18 protein-coding genes, 3 pseudogenes and 1 riboswitch are annotated in these 20,126 nt (G+C 68.3%); of the genes and pseudogenes, 8 read left to right on the top strand and 13 right to left on the bottom strand.

The features are described from left to right. From BMG07_RS33275 to ribD, 10 genes and pseudogenes are all read right to left on the bottom strand, one after another. Positions 1–232 (bottom strand): annotated as a pseudogene (locus BMG07_RS33275) (cell envelope integrity protein TolA); the annotation flags it as partial. Between the two features lie 3 nt (positions 233–235). Next, positions 236–673 (bottom strand): biopolymer transporter ExbD, encoded by a 438-nt coding sequence (locus tag BMG07_RS33270; protein WP_198088078.1) that lies wholly within the window; start codon positions 671–673, stop codon positions 236–238. Between the two features lie 15 nt (positions 674–688). Further along, positions 689–1,411 carry a protein TolQ gene (gene tolQ, locus BMG07_RS33265; RefSeq protein WP_198088077.1) on the bottom strand — a complete coding sequence of 241 codons (723 nt, stop codon included), beginning with the start codon at positions 1,409–1,411 and terminating at the stop codon, positions 689–691. Beyond that, positions 1,408–1,866 carry a YbgC/FadM family acyl-CoA thioesterase gene (locus BMG07_RS33260; protein WP_198088076.1) on the bottom strand — a complete coding sequence of 153 codons (459 nt, stop codon included), beginning with the start codon at positions 1,864–1,866 and terminating at the stop codon, positions 1,408–1,410. The genes tolQ and BMG07_RS33260 overlap by 4 nt, the downstream gene beginning before the upstream one ends. Next, entirely contained in the window at positions 1,863–3,059 is a 1,197-nt protein-coding gene (locus BMG07_RS33255; RefSeq protein ID WP_198088075.1) for a pyridoxal phosphate-dependent aminotransferase, read from the bottom strand. The genes BMG07_RS33260 and BMG07_RS33255 overlap by 4 nt, the downstream gene beginning before the upstream one ends. Continuing rightward, the gene (gene nusB, locus BMG07_RS33250) at positions 3,056–3,610 is read right to left on the bottom strand and encodes a transcription antitermination factor NusB (RefSeq protein ID WP_198088074.1); all 555 of its coding nucleotides are present in this window, start codon (positions 3,608–3,610) and stop codon (positions 3,056–3,058) included. The genes BMG07_RS33255 and nusB overlap by 4 nt, the downstream gene beginning before the upstream one ends. After that, positions 3,607–4,071 carry a 6,7-dimethyl-8-ribityllumazine synthase gene (gene ribH / locus BMG07_RS33245; protein ID WP_198088073.1) on the bottom strand — a complete coding sequence of 155 codons (465 nt, stop codon included), beginning with the start codon at positions 4,069–4,071 and terminating at the stop codon, positions 3,607–3,609. Before ribH ends, nusB begins: the two co-directional genes overlap by 4 nt. 6 nt (positions 4,072–4,077) lie before the next feature. Further along, the gene (ribBA, locus tag BMG07_RS33240) at positions 4,078–5,232 is read right to left on the bottom strand and encodes a bifunctional 3,4-dihydroxy-2-butanone-4-phosphate synthase/GTP cyclohydrolase II (protein ID WP_198088072.1); all 1,155 of its coding nucleotides are present in this window, start codon (positions 5,230–5,232) and stop codon (positions 4,078–4,080) included. After that, positions 5,229–5,893: pseudogene (locus tag BMG07_RS33235) on the bottom strand (riboflavin synthase). The gene ribBA and the pseudogene BMG07_RS33235 overlap by 4 nt, the downstream one beginning before the upstream one ends. A 133-nt stretch (positions 5,894–6,026) precedes the next feature. Continuing rightward, the gene (gene ribD / locus BMG07_RS33230) at positions 6,027–7,154 is read right to left on the bottom strand and encodes a bifunctional diaminohydroxyphosphoribosylaminopyrimidine deaminase/5-amino-6-(5-phosphoribosylamino)uracil reductase RibD (protein ID WP_198088071.1); all 1,128 of its coding nucleotides are present in this window, start codon (positions 7,152–7,154) and stop codon (positions 6,027–6,029) included. A 172-nt stretch (positions 7,155–7,326) separates the two neighbouring features. Here ribD and pilV point away from each other — a divergent pair, with 172 nt between their 5' ends. The 6 genes from pilV (at position 7,327) to BMG07_RS43275 (ending at position 14,234) form a co-directional block, all read left to right on the top strand. Then, positions 7,327–7,902, top strand: coding sequence for a type IV pilus modification protein PilV (gene pilV / locus BMG07_RS33225; protein ID WP_198088070.1), 576 nt, complete (start codon positions 7,327–7,329; stop codon positions 7,900–7,902). After that, the gene (locus BMG07_RS33220) at positions 7,889–8,857 is read left to right on the top strand and encodes a PilW family protein (protein ID WP_198088069.1); all 969 of its coding nucleotides are present in this window, start codon (positions 7,889–7,891) and stop codon (positions 8,855–8,857) included. Before pilV ends, BMG07_RS33220 begins: the two co-directional genes overlap by 14 nt. Beyond that, complete coding sequence (locus BMG07_RS33215) at positions 8,854–9,495, top strand: PilX N-terminal domain-containing pilus assembly protein (RefSeq protein WP_198088068.1); 642 nt, start codon at positions 8,854–8,856, stop codon at positions 9,493–9,495. Before BMG07_RS33220 ends, BMG07_RS33215 begins: the two co-directional genes overlap by 4 nt. A gap of 2,263 nt (positions 9,496–11,758) precedes the next feature. Next, positions 11,759–13,261, top strand: coding sequence for a PilC/PilY family type IV pilus protein (locus BMG07_RS33210; RefSeq protein ID WP_307867182.1), 1,503 nt, complete (start codon positions 11,759–11,761; stop codon positions 13,259–13,261). Beyond that, on the top strand, positions 13,258–13,674 hold the full coding sequence (locus BMG07_RS33205; protein WP_198088066.1) for a type IV pilin protein: 417 nt from the start codon (positions 13,258–13,260) through the stop codon (positions 13,672–13,674). Before BMG07_RS33210 ends, BMG07_RS33205 begins: the two co-directional genes overlap by 4 nt. Then, positions 13,671–14,234, top strand: a complete 564-nt coding sequence (locus tag BMG07_RS43275) for a GspH/FimT family pseudopilin (protein WP_269759634.1) — start codon at positions 13,671–13,673, stop codon at positions 14,232–14,234. Before BMG07_RS33205 ends, BMG07_RS43275 begins: the two co-directional genes overlap by 4 nt. Positions 14,235–14,244: 10 nt before the next feature. Here the strand turns inward: BMG07_RS43275 and nrdR are convergent, their stop codons facing one another. The 3 genes and pseudogenes from nrdR to BMG07_RS33185 all read right to left on the bottom strand — a co-directional run bounded on the left by nrdR (position 14,245) and on the right by BMG07_RS33185 (position 16,994). Continuing rightward, entirely contained in the window at positions 14,245–14,688 is a 444-nt protein-coding gene (nrdR, locus tag BMG07_RS33195) for a transcriptional regulator NrdR (RefSeq protein ID WP_106934830.1), read from the bottom strand. 18 nt (positions 14,689–14,706) lie between these two features. Continuing rightward, positions 14,707–15,951 (bottom strand): serine hydroxymethyltransferase, encoded by a 1,245-nt coding sequence (glyA, locus tag BMG07_RS33190; RefSeq protein WP_198088065.1) that lies wholly within the window; start codon positions 15,949–15,951, stop codon positions 14,707–14,709. 38 nt (positions 15,952–15,989) lie between these two features. Next, positions 15,990–16,115, bottom strand: a riboswitch (ZMP/ZTP riboswitch). A 29-nt stretch (positions 16,116–16,144) separates the two neighbouring features. Next, positions 16,145–16,994, bottom strand: a pseudogene (locus BMG07_RS33185) (transglycosylase SLT domain-containing protein). Positions 16,995–17,645: 651 nt separating this feature from the next. On the opposite strand from BMG07_RS33185, the gene BMG07_RS43270 reads away from it, so the two are divergent. Next, positions 17,646–18,365: a DUF748 domain-containing protein gene (locus tag BMG07_RS43270; RefSeq protein ID WP_269759636.1), complete on the top strand. Its 720-nt coding sequence runs from the start codon at positions 17,646–17,648 to the stop codon at positions 18,363–18,365. Between the two features lie 71 nt (positions 18,366–18,436). Beyond that, on the top strand, positions 18,437–20,126 hold a 1,690-nt coding region (locus tag BMG07_RS33180; RefSeq protein WP_307867181.1), incomplete at its 3' end, for a DUF748 domain-containing protein.

The raw sequence follows: 20,126 nt of genomic DNA, 5'->3' as shown, positions 1-20,126 counted from the left end.
CGGGAACGGGGGCAGGCGCCTGCGGTGCCTGCAGGCGGGGCGCCGCCTGCTGCACCGTGGACGACCACAGCTCCGCGTCGACCGCGCCTTCGTCGACATCGCTGCGCCAGCGCACACCCCAGGTGAGCGCGGCGATCAGCAGCGCGTGCGCGATGAGCGCCAGCACCACGGCGCGCGGCGTGCCGCGCTGCGGCGGCGGCGCGAACTCGGGGCGATCCAGTGCGAGCGACATGCCTTATTTGCCGCCCGTGGTGGTGACCGACAGGCCCACGCGCTCGATGCCGCTGCGCTTGAGCTGGTTCATGGCCTTCACGACGGTCTCGTACTTCACCGACTTGTCGGCGCTGATGACCACCGGGCGGTCGTTGTCGCCGCCCTGGGCCGTCTTGGCGGCCGAGCCGATCTGCGTCATGGGGATCGACGTGCCGCCCGAGCCGGTGGCCGGGTCTTTCTTGATCTGCACTTCGTCGTCGCTCTTGATGACGATCTCGATGGGCTTGTCGGGCTGCTTGTTGGCGCGGTCGACCGTGGGCAGGTTGATCACGCTCGGCGTGATGAGCGGTGCCGTGACCATGAAGATGATCAGCAGCACCAGCATCACGTCGATGAACGGGACCATGTTGATCTCGTTGATCGTCCGGCGGCCGCGGCCCCGGGATGAAACGGCGGGCATGCTTTGCGCCTCCGCTCAGCGGTTGGCCGGAGCCACCGACGATGCCACGCCACCGGCGCCCGGGTTGGCCGACAGGTTGCGCTGCAGGATGTTGGAGAACTCCTCGATGTAGGTCTCCAGGGCAATGGCGATCTTGTCGATTTCGCGGGCGAAGCGGTTGTAGCCCACCACCGCCGGAATGGCGGCGAACAGGCCGATGGCGGTGGCCACCAGCGCCTCGGCAATGCCGGGGGCCACGGTGGCCAGCGTCACCTGCGTGAGGGCGGCCAGGCCGGTGAAGGCATGCATGATCCCCCAGACTGTGCCGAACAGGCCGACATACGGAGAGACCGAGCCCACGGTGGCCAGGAACGACAGGTTCTGCTCGGCCGCGTCGAGTTCGCGCTGGAAGCTCGCGCGCATGGCGCGGCGGGCGCCGTCGAGCAGCGTGCTGGGGTCGCTCACGTGGCGTTCGCGCAGCTTTTGATACTCGCGCATGCCCGAGGCGAAGATGCGCTCCATGGGGCCGGCGAACTTGGCGTTCTGCGCGGCCGAGGCGAACAGCTCGTTGAGGCTGGTGCCCGACCAGAACTCGCGCTCGAAGTCGTCATTGAGCGCGCGCATGCGGCGCAGTGCAAAGTACTTGCGGATGATCGCGGCCCAGCTGGCGATCGAGATGATCACCAGCAGCAGCACCACCAGTTGCACCACGAAGCTCGCATGGAGCAGGAGATTGATGATTGATAGATCTTGGTTCATGGCTTGAAAGGTTGAGTCATGGAGCCGCCGCAGCGCTCAAGGGTTCCCGTAACTTGGGTCGGCATGCGTGCCGGACGCAATGTGGCGGCGTCCACCCAGCCGATGCGGATCGTGCCTTCGCACAGCAAGACGGGTGCCGGGGCACCGGTACGCTCTTGCTCTGTTTTTGATAGCACGCGCTGACCGATTATCAACGACGCAGTGCCCAATTGTTGAAGATCGGCTGTAACCAGCAGTTCGTCGTCCAGCCGCGAAGGGCGATGGTATTTGAGCTGCGTTTCGCTCACCACGAACTGGCCGCCGGTTTCCTCGCGCAGCTTGCGCTGCTCGACGCCCAGCGAGCGCAGCCACTCGGTGCGGCCGCGTTCCATGAACTTCAGGTAGTTGGCATAGAACACGATGCCGCCGGCGTCGGTGTCTTCCCAGTAGACGCGGATCGGAAACGCGTAACTCATGAAGCCGCGGTCTCGGCCATCGCCCGCAGGCGTTCGATGGCTTCCTGCAGGTGCGCCATCGAACTGGCCGTGGAAAAGCGGATGAACTTGCCCGTCTCGGCCGTGCCGAAGTCGCGACCGGGCGTGACGGCCACGTGGGCGCGCTTCATGGTCTCGAAGGCGAAGTCCCAACTGCCCGAAATGCCGAGCTTGTCGGCGAAGGCGGTGCAGTCGGCCCAGGCGTAGAAGGCGCCGTCGGGCATCACGGGTACGCTCAGGCCGAGCGCGTTGAGCTGCGGAATGAACCAGTCGCGGCGCGCCTTGAACTCGGCGCGGCGGCGTTCGTACTCGGCAATGCTCTCGGCTTCGAAGCAGGCCAGCGCCGCGTATTGCGACACCGTGCTCGCGCAGATGAAGAGGTTCTGCGCCAGGCGCTCGACCACCGGCACCAGCGCTTCGGGCACCACCAGCCAGCCCAGGCGCCAGCCGGTCATGTTGAAGTACTTGCTGAAGCTGTTGATGCTGATGACGTTGTCGTCGATGGCCAGCGCCGTCTGCCCGAAGGCATCGTCGTAAGACAGGCCGAGGTAGATCTCGTCGATCAGCGTGATGCCGCCGCGTTGCGACACCACCTCGTGGATGCGGCGCAGCTCGTCGGGCGCGATCGAGGTGCCGGTCGGGTTCGACGGCGACGCCAGCAGCACGCCGCGCGTCTTGTCGGTCCAGGCGGCCTCGACCTTGGCGGCCGTGAGCTGGAAGCGCTCTTCGGCCGTGGTCGGCACCAGCACGGCCTTGCCGTCCGCCGCGCTCACGAAGTGGCGGTTGCACGGGTAGCTCGGGTCGGGCATGAGGATTTCGTCGCCCGATTCGATCAGCGCGAGGCAGGCCAACTGCAGCGCGGCCGATGCACCTGCGGTGACGACGATGCGGCGCGCCGGCACGTCGACGTTGAAGCGCTGGCGATACCAGGCGCTGATGCGTTCGCGCAGGTGGTCCAGGCCGGTGGCCTGGGTGTACTGCGTGGCGCCGGCGCGCACGGCGCGGGCGGCGGCTTCCTGCACCAGCGGCGGGGCGGTGAAGTCGGGTTCGCCGATGTTCAGGAAGATCATCGGCCGGTCGGTGTGGGCGACTTCGCGCGCCAGCGCACCGGCGGCCTTCGCCACTTCCATGACGTAGAAGGGCTCGATGCGCTGTGCGCGCGTCGAGATCCTCATGCCTTCGCCTTGCCGGAAGCGCGATCGGCTTCCACTTCGAGCGGGCGCAGCTGAGGCGCCAGGCCGTTGAGCACCGCGTTCACGTACTTGTGGCCGTCGGTGCCGCCGAATTCCTTGGCAAGCTCGATGCACTCGTTGAGCACCACGCGCCACGGCACGTCCAGGCAGTTCTGGAACTCGTACACGCCGATCCACATCACGGCGTGCTCGACCGGCGAGATTTCTTCGAACTTGCGGTCGAGCAGTGGGCGGATCAGCGCGTCGAGCTGCTCGGCGCCTTCGATCGAGCCGTGCAGCAGCGCGTCGTAGTGCAGCGCGTCGGCCTTGTGGAAGCCCGCGAGGTCGCGCGTGAAGTGGTCGATGTCGGTCGGGTCGTTGCGGCCCACCAGGTACTGGTAGAGCGCCTGCAGGGCGAACTCGCGCGCGCGGCTGCGGTTCGACTTGGCCGAAGCCTTGCGCGCACCGGTGCTGGTGAGGCCGACGCGCGATTGGCGCGGCTTGGCCCCATCGGATTTGGCGGGCTTGAGAGGCTTGGGGGTGTCGTCGGTCATGAAAGGGTGGCCAGCAATTGCGCCATCTCGACAGCCACCTGGGCCGCGTCGCGGCCCTTGTCGGTCTGTCGGGCAACGGCTTGCTCTAGGTTTTCGGTGGTGAGGATCGCGTTGGCGATGGGGAGCTTGTAGTCGAGCGCGATGCGGCTCACGCTGGCGCCCGATTCGTTGGCGACCAGCTCGAAGTGGTAGGTCTCGCCGCGAATGATGCAGCCCAGCGCGACCAGCGCGTGGTAGCCGCCGCGCTCGGCCAGCGCCTGCAGCGCCACCGGCACTTCGAGCGCGCCCGGAACGCGCACGTGGTGAATGTCGTTGGCGGCCACGCCCAGCACTTCGAGCTCGGCCAGGCAGGCGGCTGCCAGCGCGTCGGTGATGTCGGCGTTGAAGCGCGCCTGCACGATCCCGATGCGCAGGCCCTTGCCGTTGAGCGGCGTGTTCTCGCCCTTGTTTGCACCTTGCATGGTCGTTCAGTCTTTCGTGAGGTAGCCGGCGATCTCCAGGCCGTAGCCCGCCGCCATGCTGGGCATGCGACGCGGCGTGCCCAGCAGGTTCATCTTGTGCACGCCGCATTCGCGCAGGATCTGCGCGCCGATGCCGTAGCTGCGCAGGTCCATGCGGCCGCGCTCCGGGGCTTGCGCGGGACGCGCGGTGCCGTCGAACTGGGCCAGCAGCTCGCCGGCGGTTTCGCCGCAGTTCAGCAGCACGGCCACGCCCTTGCCCTCGGTCGCGATGTGCGAGAGGCTGGCGTCCAGGCTCCACGAGTGCAGCGAGCGGTTGATTTCGAGCGCGTCGAGCACCGACAGCGGCTCGTGCACGCGCACCGACACCGTGTCCTCGGGCGCCCATGTGCCGCGCACCAGCGCCAGGTGCACGCCGCGGCTGGGCTTGTCGACGAAGGCGTGGGCCGTGAAGGCGCCCCAGTTGGTCTGGATCTCGCGGCAACCGACCTTCTCGACCAGCGATTCGACGCGGCTGCGGTGCTCGATCAGCGCGGCAATGGTGCCGATCTTGATGTTGTGCTCGGCCGCGAAGATCTGCAGGTCGGGCAGGCGGGCCATCGTGCCGTCTTCGTTCATGACCTCGCAGATCACCGAGGCGGGCGAGCAGCCGGCCATGGCGGCCAGGTCGCAGCCGGCTTCGGTGTGGCCGGCGCGCATGAGCACGCCGCCGTCCACCGCCTGCAGCGGGAAGATGTGGCCGGGCTGCACCAGGTCGGCGGCCACGGCGTTGGGCGCCACGGCGGCCTGCACGGTGCGCGCGCGGTCGGCGGCCGAGATGCCGGTGGTCACGCCCTCGGCGGCTTCGATCGACACGGTGAACGCGGTCGAATGCTTGGCGCCGTTGCTGCGCACCATCGGCGGCAGTTGCAGGCGTTCGCACATTTCGCGCGACAGCGTCAGGCAGATCAGCCCGCGTGCGTGGCGCGCCATGAAGTTGATGGATTCGGGCGTGATGTGGTCGGCCGCGATGACGATGTCGCCTTCGTTCTCGCGGTCTTCCTCGTCCACCAGGATCACCATGCGACCGGCGGCGAGCTCGGCCACGATTTCCTCGACCGAGGCAATCGGCGCGGGCGCACGCGTGGTGCGGGGGGCGCCGATCGGCGTGACGGAGGCGTTCATTCGGCTGTGTCCTTGGAATACGTGGAAGCGGGAGGCACCAGCACGCCCGCCTGGAGCATGCGCTCCACGTAGCGCGCCACGGTGTCGATTTCGAGGTTGACCTTCGAGCCGGCCTTCAGGCCGCCGAGGGAGGTGTTGTCGACGGTGTGCGGGATCAGGTTGATGCTGACCTCGGCGCCGTCTTCGATGTCGCTCACGCTGTTGACCGTGAGGCTCACGCCGTTGATGGTGATCGAGCCCTTGTAGGCCAGGAAGCGGGCCAGCGCCTGGGGCGCGACCACGCGCAGTTCCCAGCTTTCGCCGACCGGCTCGAAGAAGCTCACGTTGCCGATGCCGTCCACGTGGCCCGACACGATGTGGCCGCCGAGGCGGTCGCTGGCGCGCAGCGCTTTCTCGAGGTTGATGCGGCTGCCCTCGTCGGTCAGGCCGGCGTCTTGTCGAGGGACTCCGCGGAAATGTCGATGGTGAACTGCTGTCGCTCGGGGACGAGCGTGGTGACCGTCATGCAGGCGCCGTTGAGCGCGATGCTGTCGCCAAGCCCGACGTCGTCGAGGTAGCCGTCAGGCGCCTCGATGCTGAGTCGTTTGCCGTAGGAGGAGGAGGTGCCGAGGTCGTGAATGGCGGCGATGCGCCCCACGCCGGTGATGATTCCGGTGAACATCCGGACATTTTCGCAGACATCGTGAGCCCCCCGGCTTTTCATGGCGCTTTGCGCCAAGTAATTCGCCACCCCCCGAGGGGGAGGCGCGGCCCGCCTTGGGGCGGCCCGGCGGCGGCCGCTCCCGAGCGAAAGGCTAGAAGGCGTCCCTTCCGGCGACCCGGGCCACCACGCGCAGGTCGGGTCCGAGCAGGTCCACGGACTTGAATTCAAGGGGCAAGGCGCCCGCCAGCGAGGTCAGCGGGCCGCCCGCGTGCAGGTGGCTCGCAATGTCGAGCCCGCTGCCGATCAGCTTGGGCGCCAGGTACACCAGCAACTCGTCGACGCAGCCTTCGCGCAGCAGCGAGCCGTTGAGCTTGTGGCCGGATTCGACGTGCAGCTCGTTCACGCCGCGCGCCGCCAGGTCTTTCAGCAGGGCGGGCAGGTCGACCTTGCCGTCGACGTTGGGCAAGACCGTGACGGTCGCGCCGCGGGCTTCCAGAGCGGCTGCCTTGTCCTCGTCCCGCACGGCCGCGTAGATCCAGACGGGGCGGCCTGCTATGAATATGTGAGCATCGGGCGGCGTCTGCAGCCGGCTGTCGACCACGACCAGGTGCGGCTGGCGCGGCGTGTCGACCAGCCGCACGTCCAGGCGCGGGTTGTCTTCGAGCACGGTGCCCACGCCAGTGAGCACCGCGCTGGCCCGGGCCCGCCAGGCGTGGCCGTCGGTACGGGCGGCCTCGGCGGTGATCCACTGGCTCACGCCGTTGTCCAGGCCGGTCTTGCCGTCGAGCGATGCGGCCACCTTCATGCGCACCCACGGTTGCTGGCGGACCATGCGGCTGAAGAAGCCGATGTTGAGTTCGCGCGATTCGGCGGCGCCGGGGCCGACTTCGACCGTGACGCCCGCCGCGCGCAGGCGCTCGAAGCCTTGTCCGGCCACCAGCGGGTTCGGATCGGCGAGGGACGCGACCACGCGGCGGATGCCGGCGGCGATCAATGCGTCGCAGCAGGGGCCGGTGCGGCCGTGGTGCGAGCAGGGTTCGAGCGTGACGTAAGCCGTCGCGCCCGCGACAGAGTTGCCGCGTTCCGCCGCGTCGCGCAGCGCCATCACTTCGGCGTGCGGGCCGCCGGCCTTCTGCGTGTGTCCCTGGCCCAGCACCTTGCCGTCGGCATCGCAAAGCACACAGCCTACGCGCGGATTCGGATCGGTCAGCAGCAGCGCCGACGTGGCTAGGCGCAGCGCGGTCGCGATGTACAGGGCGTCTTGTTCTTGGGAGGGCATGAGAGAGGCTCGGCGGGAAAAGTTGACAGGGGACTCGCCGGATCATACGAGCGGCGTTCGCATGCGGACGAACGGCAAGCGCGCATGCATAAGCGCGCCCTTACGCTCGTTGCTCGATGGCGGGAACAAAGAAGCAACTCAAGTTGCGCGAACACAGGGAGGACATCGACACATGGCTTCAACGAAGCATCGGGGGGCGGGCTTTTCGCTCGTGGAGGTATTGGTTTCCATCGTCGTGCTGAGCGTGGGGCTGCTCGGCGCGATGCACATGCTGCTGGCGTCGGTGCGCGCGAGCAATGAAGCGGCAACGTTCACGGCGGCGCTCAACCTGGTCCGCGAGTTGTCGGAAAAAGCGCGCATGAACACGGGCGCTCCCGCGAATGCCTATCTGGTCGAGTCATGGACTGAGGCCGATGCGGGCACCGATGCCGTGGGGCCGGGCTGCGCGGCGGCTGGCGTGGCGTGCAGCCCGGCGCAGCTTGCCGCATGGGACATGCAGGAATGGAAGCGAAGCGTCGCCAGTGCCTTGCCTGATGCGCGCCTCAGCATATGCGTCGACGACGCACTGTGGAACGAAGCGGCGGACGCGTATGCATGGGCTTGCAGCCACGCGGGGCGCAACGTGGTCGTCAAGCTCGGGTGGATGCCGCGCAACGCCGTAAGCAAGACGCCGGCGCTGCAATCGGCACCACGCCTCGTGATGCAGCTCGTGCCGATGCGCGCGCGGAACGGCCATGCGGATTCCTGAGGCCGCACGGCGGTCTTGCGAACGCGGCGTGACGCTGGTGGAGCTGATGGTCGCGATGGCCGTCGCGCTGGTGGTGGTCCTCGCGGCCACCGCGGCGTTAGTGGGCGGCAGGCAACTGTCTACCGCCGATGCCGAAGCACGCGGCGTCGAGGACGCGCTGCGCTTCGCCAGCTTCGTCGTCAGGGGCATCGTGCGGCAGGCCGGCTATGCCGACTACGCGCTCGACCATGACGAGCCGAACGGCGCAGAGGCCCCCGGCGGCCAGGCGACCGTGGCTGTCTCGTCGCCCGAAGACCACGGCGAGCTGAACATCGTTGGCGCGAGCAACACGCGCGTCGGCGGGCAGGGCGGGGGCTACGGCAGCCACGACAGCCGGGGCGTGAACGGAAGCGACTCGCTGCGCGTGCGCTTCTTCGGGCGCAGCCGCGCGGACAGCACCGAACCCGACGGGACCATGGTCGATTGCATGGGCTTCGCCCAGCCGGGCCCTGCCACGGACCGCCCGGCGCCCGAGGACCGTGCGTGGAGCTTCTTCTACATCGCGCAGGCGGCCGACGGCGAGCCCGAGCTCTATTGCAAGTACCGCACCGACAACGGCACCTTCAAGGCCGAGCCCCTGGCGCGCGGCATCGAGGTGTTCAAGGTCGCCTACGGCTACGACGGCAACGGCGACGGCGTGCCCGAGCGTTGGCTCGATGCGGTGCAGCTCGAGGCGCAAGCGGTGTCTCCCGCGAGCGTCGGCGACGAATGGCGCAAGGTGACGGGGCTGCGCGTCGGCATGGTGGCGCGCGGCGCACGCAGCACCGGCGCGGCGGCACTGCCCGATGAGCGGCTGTATCCCTTGGGTCCCGAGTTCTCCTCGACGAGCTTCAAGCCCAAGGCGGACGGCAGGCTGCGGCGCGTGACGACCTTCACCGTGATGCTTCGCAACGTCATGAGAGACCCGGCGTCATGAGCGGGACGGCCCGTGAGTCGCAGCGCGGTTTCTCATTGATCGTCGTCGTGCTGCTGCTGGTCGTGATCATGGTGCTGGGCATCGGCGCGGCGCAGACCTCGCTGGTCGGCGAGCGCAGCGCGCGCAACGACCGCGACACCGAGGTCGCGTTCCAGGCCGCCGAGGCGGCGTTGCTCGATGCCGAGCACGACGTGTTCGGTCCCAACGACAGCGCGCGGCAGCGCCTCTGCATGTTCGACAGCAAGGAGGTCACGGCCTTCGTCGCCGGTTGCGGCGGGGCCGGCGATCGCCAGGGGCTGTGCGCCGCGAGCGAGCTCGGAGCGGCCCCGGCATGGACCACGGCGGATTTCTCCGCCAAGACCGGGAAGTCAGTCGCCTACGGCACTTTCACCGGACAGGCGTACCTCGAAGGGCCGCATGCCGGTGCGCTGTCCGCGCGTGCGCCGCGCTACATCGTGGAGGCGATCCGCAGCCGTGGCGGCTGGCAGGCGGCCCGGCTCGAAAGCGCCGGCGCCCGCGACGTCACCTACCTTTTTCGCGTCACCGCCATCGGCTTCGGCATGCGGGAGGAAACGCAGGTGGTGCTCCAGACCCATCTGTACAAGCCGACGGCCAGCGCTGGCTGCGCGTCGCAATAAGAAGAGAAGAGGGAAATCGCATGCGTGGCTTTGCGTGGCTCGTCGCCTTGAGCCTGAACTTCTGCGCGGCCTGGTGCGCACAAGCGGGCACCCCACCCGAGGCCGTGCTGCCGGACGAACCGCTCGCCTCCCTCGCGTCGCGCGCCGATCCGGTGATGGTGCTCGACCTCGCGCTCAAGTCGGCGAATGCCGGCGCCGCGTACCGGGACAACTTCGACCGCACGAAGATCTATGTCGGGTACTGGGATCCGCTGGGCTGCTATGGCTACGCGGTTGCCGACGGCTACTTCAAGCGCGAGGCGCGTGCGGCAAGGGGCGGGGGCGGAGAAATCTCGTGCCGCCAGAAGTGGAGCGGCAACCTGCTGAACTGGGCCGCGGCCTCGGCGCTCGACGGCGTACGCATGGCGCTGACCGGCGGCGACCGTGTGGTGGACGAGGCGGGCAGGACCGTGTTGCAGCGCGCGATGCTGCCGGACGATTTCTATCGAAGCGCCCGGTTTCCCGACAAGGCCGTGACGGGCAACCTGGACCAGCTCACGCCGTTGGTGGCGGGCGGCATGGAGGGCGTGCGCGCAGCGGACACGCTGCACTTCAACAACTGCCGAGGCGGCATCTTCATCGGCCCGACCGCGACCGGCACCTGCGCGAAGCCAGGGAGCGATCAGCGATTCGGCCCCGGCATCGCGGCGCCCTACCAGGCGCGCGTGGAAGTCTGCACGCCGGACGAAGCGCTGACGCGCGGTGCTTTCTGCCCGCAGTACCCGAGCGGCAAGCGCAAGCCGGTCGGCGCAATCCAGAGGCTGGCGCAGCGGATGCGCTTCGCGGTCTTCGGCTATCTGCCGGGCGACGATGCGCCGCGCTATGGCGGCGTCTTGCGCGCCCCGATGCAGCCTATGCAGCCGGTTGGGCCGTCGGACGAATGGGATCCGGCCACGGGTGTTTTCAAGGCGGCGCCGGCCGGTGTCGTGGCGGCCGTCAACCGGTTCGGGCGCAGCGGCAGCTACAGCAAGTTCGACCCGGCCGGCGAGCTCTTCTACGAGTCGCTGCGCTATCTGCAGGGGAAGCCGCCCACGCCGCAGGCGCTGGCCGGCGCCGGGGCAAGCAACGACGGCCGTCCTGTCCATGGCGGGCCGGCCGCGGCCTCGAGCTGCCAGAGGCGCAGCATCCTGCTGATCGGCGACGCGGACGCCGACCATGACCGTTCATTGCCCGGCATGTCGCGCAACGGTTCGCCGGCGGACTTCGACCGTGCTTTCAACGAGGCGGCCTTCGAGCCCGATACCGCGCGCTGGACTAGCCTCGTGGGCGCGTTCGAGAACCGGGAGGTGCTGTCCTATGCGCACCCCTCGGGCAAGCCCGGGCTCGACACGCGCGGCAACGAGGGGCCGCGTGCCTTCAACTACAAGGGGGGCGCGCAGCTCGGGGCGGGCAACATCGCCGAGGCCGACACCGGTGCGGACATGGGCTCGTTCGGTGTCGCGGGGCTCGCCTACTGGGCCAACACGCAGAAGATCCGCGGCGACTTCCCCGACGCGCGGGTGCAGACCTTCGCCATCGACATGGGGCCGGGCGCGATCGGGCAACCGCAGCGGGGCAGCGCCTTCTATCTCGCGTCGAAGTACGGCGGCTTCGTCGACAGCAACGACGACGGCAATCCCTTTCGTTCAACGGGCCGGGCCGGCAATGCCGAATGGGCCGAAGGCCTCGACGCCGATGGGCACCCGAGTCCGTCGACCTATTTCCTCGCGGGCGAGCCGGGGCCCATGGCCGCCGCCGTCCGGCGGGCGTTGCTGAAAGCGGCGGCGCCGTCGGACTTCGGTGGCGCGGGCAGCGCGATCTCGTCGGACCAGATCGGCGGGGCCGGCGCGCACCTCTACGTCGCCAGGTCCAACGGCTGGCGATGGTCGGGCACGCTGCTGTCGTATGCGCTCGCGCATGACGCCGGGAGCGGCACCGTGCGGCGGGGCGATCGGCCCGAGTGGGATGCCGGCGCGCTGCTGACGGGCAACGCCACGGCCAAGCCGCCAGTGCCGGCACGGGAGCCTCGAGCCGGCGCATCTTCAGCCTGTCGGAGGCCGGCATCGGCGTGCCGTTTCTCTGGGAAGCGCTCGACGACGCTGCCCGCAAGCAGCTGGGCGCGACACCGTATGCCGAGCCTGCAACTTCGGACGCCTTGGGGCCCGAGCGCGTGGCCTATCTGCGCGGCGACCGTCGCAAGGAGCAGTCGGCGCTGGGCGGCATCTTCCGCGTGCGTGATTCGGTCATGGGCGATGTGGCCAATTCAGTGCCCGTCACGGGGCCGCGCCAGGCCGTGTATGTCGGCGCCAACGACGGCATGCTGCATGCGTTCTCGGTGCAGACCGGCGAAGAACTGTTCGCCTACGTGCCGCGCACCCTGCTGCCCGGGCTCGGCGCTTACACCTCGCCGGACTATGCGCACCGTGGCCTTGCCGACGGCCCTCCGGCGGTCGGCGAGGTCCGCGCGGCAAACGGCGCGCGCAAGACGGTGCTGGTCTCCGGCAACGGCGGCGGCGCCACCGGCGTCTTCGCACTCGACGTGACGGATCCCGCCGCCTTTGCGGCGGACAAGGTCATGTGGGAGTTCAGCGGCGCGGACGACAGGGACATGGGTCACCTGACGCAGCCGCCGCGTCTCATGAAGTTCCGCACGGCCGCCGCAAGCCGTGGCCGCCCGGCCGTGCACGGCTGGTTCGCGGTCGTGCCCTCGGGGTTCAACAGCGCCAACCCCGAAGGGCGCGCCGCGCTGTTCCTGCTCTCGCTCGACAAGGCGCCCGGCGTGCCGTGGGCGCGGGGCGTGAACTACCACAAGGTCGTTCTGCCGAGCCCGGCGGACAAGACGGTCGTGAACGCCCTGGGCGTGCCGGGCGATTTCGCCGGCACCGAGGGCGCCGTGCGCTTCCTGTATGCCGGCGACACGCTGGGCAATCTCTGGAGATTCAGCTTCACCGGCAATGCCCCATGGGACGAGGGCAATGCGCTGTCGTTCGAGGGCCATCCGTTGATGGTCGCTGTGGGCGCGGGAGCCGGTGCGAAGCGCCAGCCGATCACCGTCGCACCGGTGGTCGGCAGGGGGGCGGACGGCGGCGCGATCGTGCTGTTCGGCACGGGAAAGTTCGTGAGCCCCGAGGACTTCGCGCGCGCCAGCCATGGGCTGCAGTCCGTCTACGCCGTGCACGACAACGGCACGCCCGTTCCCATGGGGGCGGCGCGCGCGCAGCTCGAAGTGCGCAGTGCTGTCGCTTCAGCGGGGGAGGGCTCGGTGGCCATCACCGGCAGGGCCTTTGCCTACGGCCAGCCACACGGCTGGCGAGGCTGGTACTTCGACCTGCCGGCGTCGTCGAGCCAAGGAGAGCGGCTGGTCTTCAATCCCGTGCTCAGCGACGGGCAGCTGTTCTTCAACACGCTGATCCCGAGCACCGGCGCTGGTGCGTGCGATCGCGGCGGTGGGCGCAGTTGCGCGGTGAATGCGCTGACCGGGCTCTCGAAGGATGGCACCTGCGTGCCATCGGACACGGGCATTTGGGGCCCGCCTCTGCTGGCCCAGTTGGGCGAGGTCGGCGTCGGCGCCACGGACATGTTCGGGCGCCGCACCGAAACGCGCCGCATGGCCGTCATCCACGTGGGCGCTCGCGGAGGTCGGAGTGCGATCTCTACCTCCAGCCCCGTTGCGGACGGCAAGGTCTCGCGGATCGCGGGGCGGCTGAACTGGCGGCAGGTGATCGACCACAAGGGAGCCAAGCCATGAAGGCCGCAGTCACCAGAGAGGGCGGCTTCACGCTGATCGAAGCCATGATCGTTCTGGCCATCGTCGCGATCCTGTCCGCCATTGCCTACCCGTCGTACCTGGACTTCATCCGCAAGGGCTGGCGCACCGAGGCGCGCGCCGCGCTGATGCAGCAGATGCAGCAGCAGGAACGCCACTACACGATGGTGGGCCGCTACCTGCGCTACGAGGGAGATTCGGGGGGCGGCGGCTCCGGCGGCAAATACGTCGTGGTCAGCGGCAATTGCGAGGGCAGGGGCAATATCGGCAGCTGCATCAGATTGACCGCGAGCCTGAAGCCCGGCCTCGCGGACCCGCAGGTGGGGGCGCTCTGGATCGACAGCACCGGCGGCAGGGGCTGCGACGGCACGCACCGCAACAGGTGCTGGCAATGACGAGGCTGGGTGGCCGCAGGCCGCGCGGCTTCACGCTGGTCGAGCTGATGGTGACCGTGGCCATCGTGGCGGTGCTGGCCTCGGTGGCCGTGCCGAGCTTTCGCGATCTGCTGCTGAACCAGCGGCTGGCCGCCGCGGCGCAGGGGTTCCACGCCGCGTTGAGCTTTGCGCGGACCGAAGCCATCCAGCGGTCGCAGGGCGTCAAGGTCGCCGCGCTTGCCGGCGGCGATTGGTCGGGCGGCTGGTCCGTGTCGACCGACTCGGAACCCCCGGTTCAAACGCTGCGCAGCTTCGACAGGCTGCCCGAAGGTGTCGGCGTCGATGCGTCGCTCGGCGACGGCTTCGTTCAGGGGCTGCGCTACGACAGCAACGGCTTTGCCCGGCGCGCGACGGGCGCGGGTTTCGGCGGCGGGTGCCTGACGCTGCGGGCCGACACGGGCCGCAGGGCGTCGATCATCGTCTCGGCATCGGGGCGGGCAAAGACCTGCAATCCCGATCTGCGTGGAGACTGCGGTTCCGGGGCCTGCGCCCGGGGCTACCAGCGGGAAGACGCCAGCTGAGTCGGCTGACTCAGATGTCGCGCAGCAACTGCCTGAATTCGTCGACGTCCTCGAAGCTGCGGTAGACCGAGGCAAAGCGCACGTAGGCGACCTTGTCGAGCTTCTTGAGTTCGCGCATCACGAGTTCGCCGACCTTGGTCGAGTCGATTTCGCGCAGGCCGCTGGCCAGCAGCTTCTGCTCGATGCGCAGCAGGGCGTTGTCGATCTGCTCGATGCTCACCGGCCGCTTGCGCAGCGCCAGCATCATCGAGGCGCGCACCTTCGACGAGTCGAAGTCGGCGCGGCTGCCGTCTTTCTTGACGACGACCGGGAAATTGACGTCGGGACGCTCGTAGGTGGTGAACCGTTTGTCGCAGGCGCTGCACTGGCGGCGCCTGCGGACAAAGTCGGCGTCTTCCGACACGCGGGTCTCGACGACCTGCGTTTCAAGATGACCGCAAAAAGGGCATTTCATGCGGCCGGGGTTTCCTGCTCAGCGGTAGACAGGGAAACGGCTCGTCAGCGCGTGGACCTTGGCGCGCACGGCGTCGATGTTCGCGGCGTCGCGCGGGTTCTCGAGCACGTCGGCGATCAGGTTCGCGGTGATGCGGGCCTCTTCGTCCTTGAAGCCGCGCGTGGTCATGGCGGGGGTGCCGATGCGCACGCCGCTGGTGACCATCGGCTTTTCCGGGTCGTTGGGGATCGCGTTCTTGTTGATCGTCATGTGGGCGCTGCCCAGCACGGCTTCGGCTTCCTTGCCGGTGATGCCCTTGGCGCGCAGGTCGACCAGCATGACGTGGCTTTCGGTGCGTCCGCTCACGATGCGCAGGCCGCGCTCGGTGAGGGTGTCGGCCACGATCTGGGCGTTCTTGACCACCTGTTGCTGGTAGGCCTTGAACTCGGGCGCCATGGCTTCCTTGAACGCGACGGCCTTGGCGGCGATCACGTGCATCAGCGGGCCGCCTTGCAGGCCCGGGAAGATCGCGCTGTTGATGGCTTTTTCGTGCTGCGACTTCATCAGGATGATGCCGCCGCGCGGGCCGCGCAGGCTCTTGTGGGTGGTCGAGGTGACGATGTCGGCGTGCGGCACCGGGTTGGGGTACACGCCCGCGGCCACGAGGCCGGCGTAGTGGGCGATGTCGACCATGAAGATCGCACCGACGTCCTTGGCCACCTTGGCGAAGCGCTCGAAGTCGATGCGCAGCGAGTAGGCCGATGCGCCCGCGATGATCAGCTTGGGCATGTGCTCATGCGCCTTGCGTTCCATGGCGTCGTAGTCGATGGCTTCGTTGGCGTCCAGGCCGTAGCTCACGACGTTGAACCACTTGCCGCTCATGTTCAGCGGCATGCCGTGGGTCAGGTGGCCGCCTTCGGCCAGGCTCATGCCCATGATGGTGTCGCCGGGCTTCAGGAAGGCCAGCATGACGGCTTCGTTGGCCGAGGCGCCGCAATGCGGCTGCACGTTGGCGGCCTCGGCGCCGAAGATCTGCTTGATGCGGTCGATGGCCAGCTGCTCGGCCACGTCGACGTGCTCGCAGCCGCCGTAGTAGCGCTTGCCCGGGTAGCCTTCGGCGTACTTGTTGGTGAGCTGCGAGCCCTGGGCGGCCATGACGGCCGGCGAGGCGTAGTTCTCGCTGGCGATCAGCTCGATGTGGTGTTCCTGGCGTGCGTTTTCGGCTTGAATCGCGGCCCAGATTTCGGGGTCGGTCTGTTCGACCAGGATATTGCGTTGGTACATGGCAGTCCTTTGAAGACGAGGTCCTTGTTCAACCAAACAAGGGCTGCCCAGGCGAACGGCGGAACACCTGTTGTGGTCAGGCGGCACGCTTCCCAGTGGTATTCCACGTCAGCGCGTGGCACCTTTTTCGGGTGCTGCGCCTATCGCCAGTCGCGTACGAGCCGAGTGTAGCTCACACCCGGCCGGCCCCGCTTCAGGAAACGCCGGAAAGCAGGGCGACCTTTGCGGGTTCCGTGCCCTCGTCGGCCTTGATCGGCGCCGGGGTCGGCGTCACGACGGGAATCGGCTGCGCGCGAACGGTTGCACGGGGCGGCAGCACCGACGGTGCGCGGCCGTTGGCAACCTGCACCAGGCGCTCGTGCTCGGCCATCACCTTGCCGGCGTAGCGCCGTCGTCCTCGAGGTTGGCCGCGCCCACGTAGTAGCGCAGGCCGCCTTCGAGCGAGCCGGCGCGGGAGATGCATTCCTGCAGCACCTTCACGCCGACGCGCATGTTGGTCACCGGGTCGAAGGCGGTGAGCGTGCCGCCCGCGCTTTCGTACTTGTCGCCGTGCACGCGGGTCATGACCTGCATCAGGCCCTGGGCGCCGACGTGGCTTTGGGCGAACGGATTGAAACTGGATTCCACGGCCATGATGGCCAGGATCAGCGTCGGGTCGAGCTTGGTGCGCTTGCCGATGTTGTAGGCCTCGGCGACGAGCACGCTCAGCGGCTCGGGCGCACGCTGTACTTCTTGCTCAGCCAGTAAGCCACGGCGGCCTGCTGCTTGGGCAGGTCGCTGGGGCTGGCGGCCGTGGTGCGCTCGATGGCGGTCGGCTCCAGGTCGGTGGCTTCAGGCGCGGGCTTGCGCGACTGCAGCCAGCCCATCAGTTGCTCCTCGCCGGTCTTGCGCAGGTCGGGCCGCGCCACGAGGGCGAGGGCCGCGAACACGATGGCCAGACCGACCAGTGCAAACCCGTTGTGGGTTATTTCAAAAAAGCCGTCTGCCACATCGGACACGAAGGTCCGTAGCCCGCGGGCTGTGGCATCGAACGCCTTGTTCATCGCTCTTCCTTTCTGTGCGGCACCCGAGTCGCATCGCCATGAAGGCGAGGGATGAAGGCAGCGGCGCTTGGATTGGTACGAATCAGGCTCCGCGCATGGAGTGAAGGGGGTTAGGAGCGCGGTGACCTGATCAAGCCGGTTGGGATTCGGCAGCGGATTCAGGGAGGCCCCGCCGCATCGGGCGGTCGGAGCAGGCCGGATTCTAGCGTGGGTTAATACCCGGTCAAGCATAAGGAATTGAATCGTTATGCTAATAGATGTTTAAAAAAGTGGCCGTTTCGAGGCGTTTCGGCTTACGGGAAATCCCTTTGTAATTTGCATTTGCAAAGCGAGGGTGCGACGCCTAATCTGAACGGGCCTGAGGTTTCAGGCGTTTTTCCGAGGTCAGGCAGCCCGAGGTGCAAGTCAAGGGCTCGAACGACCGAGGATCCATGGTGGCAATCTCTTGCTGCCAGCACGGCGGGAACCATTGACTTCCGGTCGCGCGAATCGATGGCATGGGTCTAGCGCCCGCCATCAAGCCCGGTGACGAGACATTCAGTCGAGCCACCGGGCTTTCTTGTTTCTGGAGCGCGGGCTTTACGGCACACTTCCGCGATGGACGTAGCTTCGATCAAACAAAACAAATGGGTGCGACGTGGGATCGTCGCGTTGCTGTCGTTATTGGCCTTCTGGGTCATCGCCTGGTTGGCGGTGCCGCCGATCGCCAAGAGCCAGCTTCAGAAGATTGCGAGCGAAAAACTCGGCCGCCAGGTAACAGTCGGCAAGATCGACTTCAAACCGTGGACGCTGGAGCTCACGCTGAGCGACCTGCGCATTGCCACCGCCGACGGCGGCAAGTCGCAGGTGGCCATCAACCGCATCTACGCCGATGCCGAACTGCAGTCGATCTTCCGCCTGGCGCCGGTGATCGACGCGGTCACCATCGATGCCCCCGCCATCCTGCTCACGCACCAGGCCGACGGCAAATACGACATCGACGACATCCTGGCCAAGCTCTCGGCCGGCCCGCCGCCCGACCCCAATGCCAAGCCCGCGCGCTTTGCCATCTACAACATCGCGATCAACGGCGGCTCGGTCGACTTCGACGACCAGACCGTCAAGCGCAAGCACGAGCTGCGCGACTTCGTGCTGAACGTGCCGTTCCTGAGCAACCTCGACTCCAAGCGCGATATCAACACCGAGCCCAAGCTCGCCTTCGTGCTCAACGGCAGCAAGTTCGACTCGGCCGCCTTCACCACGCCTTTCGCCGACAACCGCAAGACCGACGCCCACGTGCAGTTCAAGGGCCTGGACCTGGTGCCGTACCTCGGCTACATCCCGGGCGGCCTGCCGGTGCGCCTGCAGGCGGGCAGTCTCGACGCGACCTGAAGATCGGCTTCGAGCACGGCGCCACCAACGGCCTGAAGATCTCCGGCACGGTCGAGGCGCACACCACCAAGGTGGCCGACGCGCGCGGGCGCGACCTGCTGGCCTTCGAGTCGCTCAAGCTCGCGCTGGCCGACGTGCGGCCGCTGGAGTCGGTGTTTCATCTGAGCGAGGTGGCGCTGGTCAACCCGCAACTGGCGGTGGCGCGTGACGCGGCCGGCCAGCTCAACCTGCTGGCGACCGACCCTGCCACCGGCGCCACCGAAAAGGCCGCGAAACTGCCGTCCGCACCGGCGGCCCCGGCGAACGGCGCGGCGGCCGCGCCCGCCGCCGAAAAGCCCGTGCTGAAAGTGCAGGTCGACAAGGTCGCGCTGAGCGGCGGGCGCATCGGCTGGCGCGACGAGACCGTCAAGCCCGCCGCGGCCGTCGACGTGGCCGAACTCGGCCTGGACGTGACCGCCGTCACCTGGCCCATGGACAAGCCGGCCCAATTCAGCGGCAGCACGGCCATTGCCGGCGCCTCGCTCAAGTTCAAGGGCAGCGCCACCGACAAGGTGGCCGACGTGGAAACCGAGGTCGACGCGCTGCCGCTGTCGTTGGCCGCGCCCTATCTGGCGCAAAGCCTGGAGCCCACGCTGGACGGCAAGCTCAGCGGCCAGATCGACATTGCCTGGGCCCAGCCCGACCTCAAGTTCAAGGCCCGCCGGCTGGCGGCCGACGGCCTGGCGCTGACCCAGGCCAAGACGGCGCTGGCCAGCGTCGGCCGCTTCGAGCTGGTCGACGCCGAGGTCGACATGACGAAGCACACATTGAACGTGGCCTCGTTCACCGCGACCAACCCCAAGGTGCGCGTCGAGCGCGACAACGAAAAGCGCTGGATGTTCGAGCGCTGGCTCAAGACGCCGGCCGGCGGCGGCGCCAAGGAGGCCGAAGCCAAGGTCGCGGCGCCCAAGCCTGCGGGCGCCGATGCGCCGCAGCCCGGCGCCAACACCAAGCCCTGGGCGCTGACCGTCGGCAAGCTGGCCATCGACAACGGCGCGCTGTCCTATGCGGACAAGGCCGGCCCGGCACCGGTGACGGTGGAAGTCACGGCGTTCAAGCTGCTCGCCCAGAAGCTCGCGCCCGAGACCAACACGGCCTCGCCGCTGGAAGTCTCGGGCCGCATCGGCTCGGGGCGCTCCGACCCGGGGCGCTTCGACTACAAGGGCAACGTCGTGCTCAAGCCGCTCGCGGCCGAGGGCAAGCTCGAGGTGGCGTCGTTCCCGGCGCACGCCTTCAAGGCCTATTACGCCGACGCGCTCAACGTCGACATCCGCCGCGCCTTCGCCAGTTATCGCGGCACGGTGCGCTATGCGACCACGCCGGCGGGCATGAGCATCAAGCTGGCCGGCGACACCGCGCTGGACGACTTCCGTGCCAACAGCGTCTCGCTCACCCAGTCGCCGGGCTTCGACCGCAACAACAACCAGCTGCTGAGCTGGAAGACGCTGAGCCTGCGCGGCCTGCAGGTGAGCATGGCGCCCAACGCGGCGCCGACGGTGGACGTGCGCGAGACCACGCTGACCGACTTCTTCGCCCGCGTGATCGTCGACCCCACGGGCCGGCTCAACCTGCTGAACCTCACGAAGAAGGGCGAGGCCGAAGCCAATGCCGCAGCAGCAGCGGCGGGCGAAGCCAGCACCCGCAAGCCCCGGCGGCACGACCACCACCACGCGCGCGGCGCCCGCCAAGCCTTCGGGCAGCAGCGGCGGCGCGCCGGTGTCG

Origin of the sequence: Variovorax sp. E3, from assembly GCF_016082275.1 — a bacterium.
Lineage (GTDB): Bacteria > Pseudomonadota > Gammaproteobacteria > Burkholderiales > Burkholderiaceae_C > Variovorax.
This window is presented reverse-complemented; position numbering and strand designations above follow the sequence as displayed.

What these genes read in the sequence shown, in the direction of transcription:
- BMG07_RS33210 (WP_307867182.1), top strand. Translation starts at nt 11,759, where the DNA reads ATGGGCGATGTGGCCAATTCAGTGCCCGTCACGGGGCCGCGCCAGGCC.
- nusB (WP_198088074.1), bottom strand. Translation starts at nt 3,610, where the DNA reads ATGACCGACGACACCCCCAAGCCTCTCAAGCCCGCCAAATCCGATGGG.
- BMG07_RS33270 (WP_198088078.1), bottom strand. Translation starts at nt 673, where the DNA reads ATGCCCGCCGTTTCATCCCGGGGCCGCGGCCGCCGGACGATCAACGAG.
- ribD (WP_198088071.1), bottom strand. Translation starts at nt 7,154, where the DNA reads ATGCCCTCCCAAGAACAAGACGCCCTGTACATCGCGACCGCGCTGCGC.
- tolQ (WP_198088077.1), bottom strand. Translation starts at nt 1,411, where the DNA reads ATGAACCAAGATCTATCAATCATCAATCTCCTGCTCCATGCGAGCTTC.
- BMG07_RS33255 (WP_198088075.1), bottom strand. Translation starts at nt 3,059, where the DNA reads ATGAGGATCTCGACGCGCGCACAGCGCATCGAGCCCTTCTACGTCATG.
- ribH (WP_198088073.1), bottom strand. Translation starts at nt 4,071, where the DNA reads ATGCAAGGTGCAAACAAGGGCGAGAACACGCCGCTCAACGGCAAGGGC.
- glyA (WP_198088065.1), bottom strand. Translation starts at nt 15,951, where the DNA reads ATGTACCAACGCAATATCCTGGTCGAACAGACCGACCCCGAAATCTGG.
- BMG07_RS33205 (WP_198088066.1), top strand. Translation starts at nt 13,258, where the DNA reads ATGAAGGCCGCAGTCACCAGAGAGGGCGGCTTCACGCTGATCGAAGCC.
- nrdR (WP_106934830.1), bottom strand. Translation starts at nt 14,688, where the DNA reads ATGAAATGCCCTTTTTGCGGTCATCTTGAAACGCAGGTCGTCGAGACC.
- BMG07_RS33260 (WP_198088076.1), bottom strand. Translation starts at nt 1,866, where the DNA reads ATGAGTTACGCGTTTCCGATCCGCGTCTACTGGGAAGACACCGACGCC.
- BMG07_RS33220 (WP_198088069.1), top strand. Translation starts at nt 7,889, where the DNA reads ATGCGGATTCCTGAGGCCGCACGGCGGTCTTGCGAACGCGGCGTGACG.
- pilV (WP_198088070.1), top strand. Translation starts at nt 7,327, where the DNA reads ATGGCTTCAACGAAGCATCGGGGGGCGGGCTTTTCGCTCGTGGAGGTA.
- ribBA (WP_198088072.1), bottom strand. Translation starts at nt 5,232, where the DNA reads ATGAACGCCTCCGTCACGCCGATCGGCGCCCCCCGCACCACGCGTGCG.
- BMG07_RS43275 (WP_269759634.1), top strand. Translation starts at nt 13,671, where the DNA reads ATGACGAGGCTGGGTGGCCGCAGGCCGCGCGGCTTCACGCTGGTCGAG.
- BMG07_RS33215 (WP_198088068.1), top strand. Translation starts at nt 8,854, where the DNA reads ATGAGCGGGACGGCCCGTGAGTCGCAGCGCGGTTTCTCATTGATCGTC.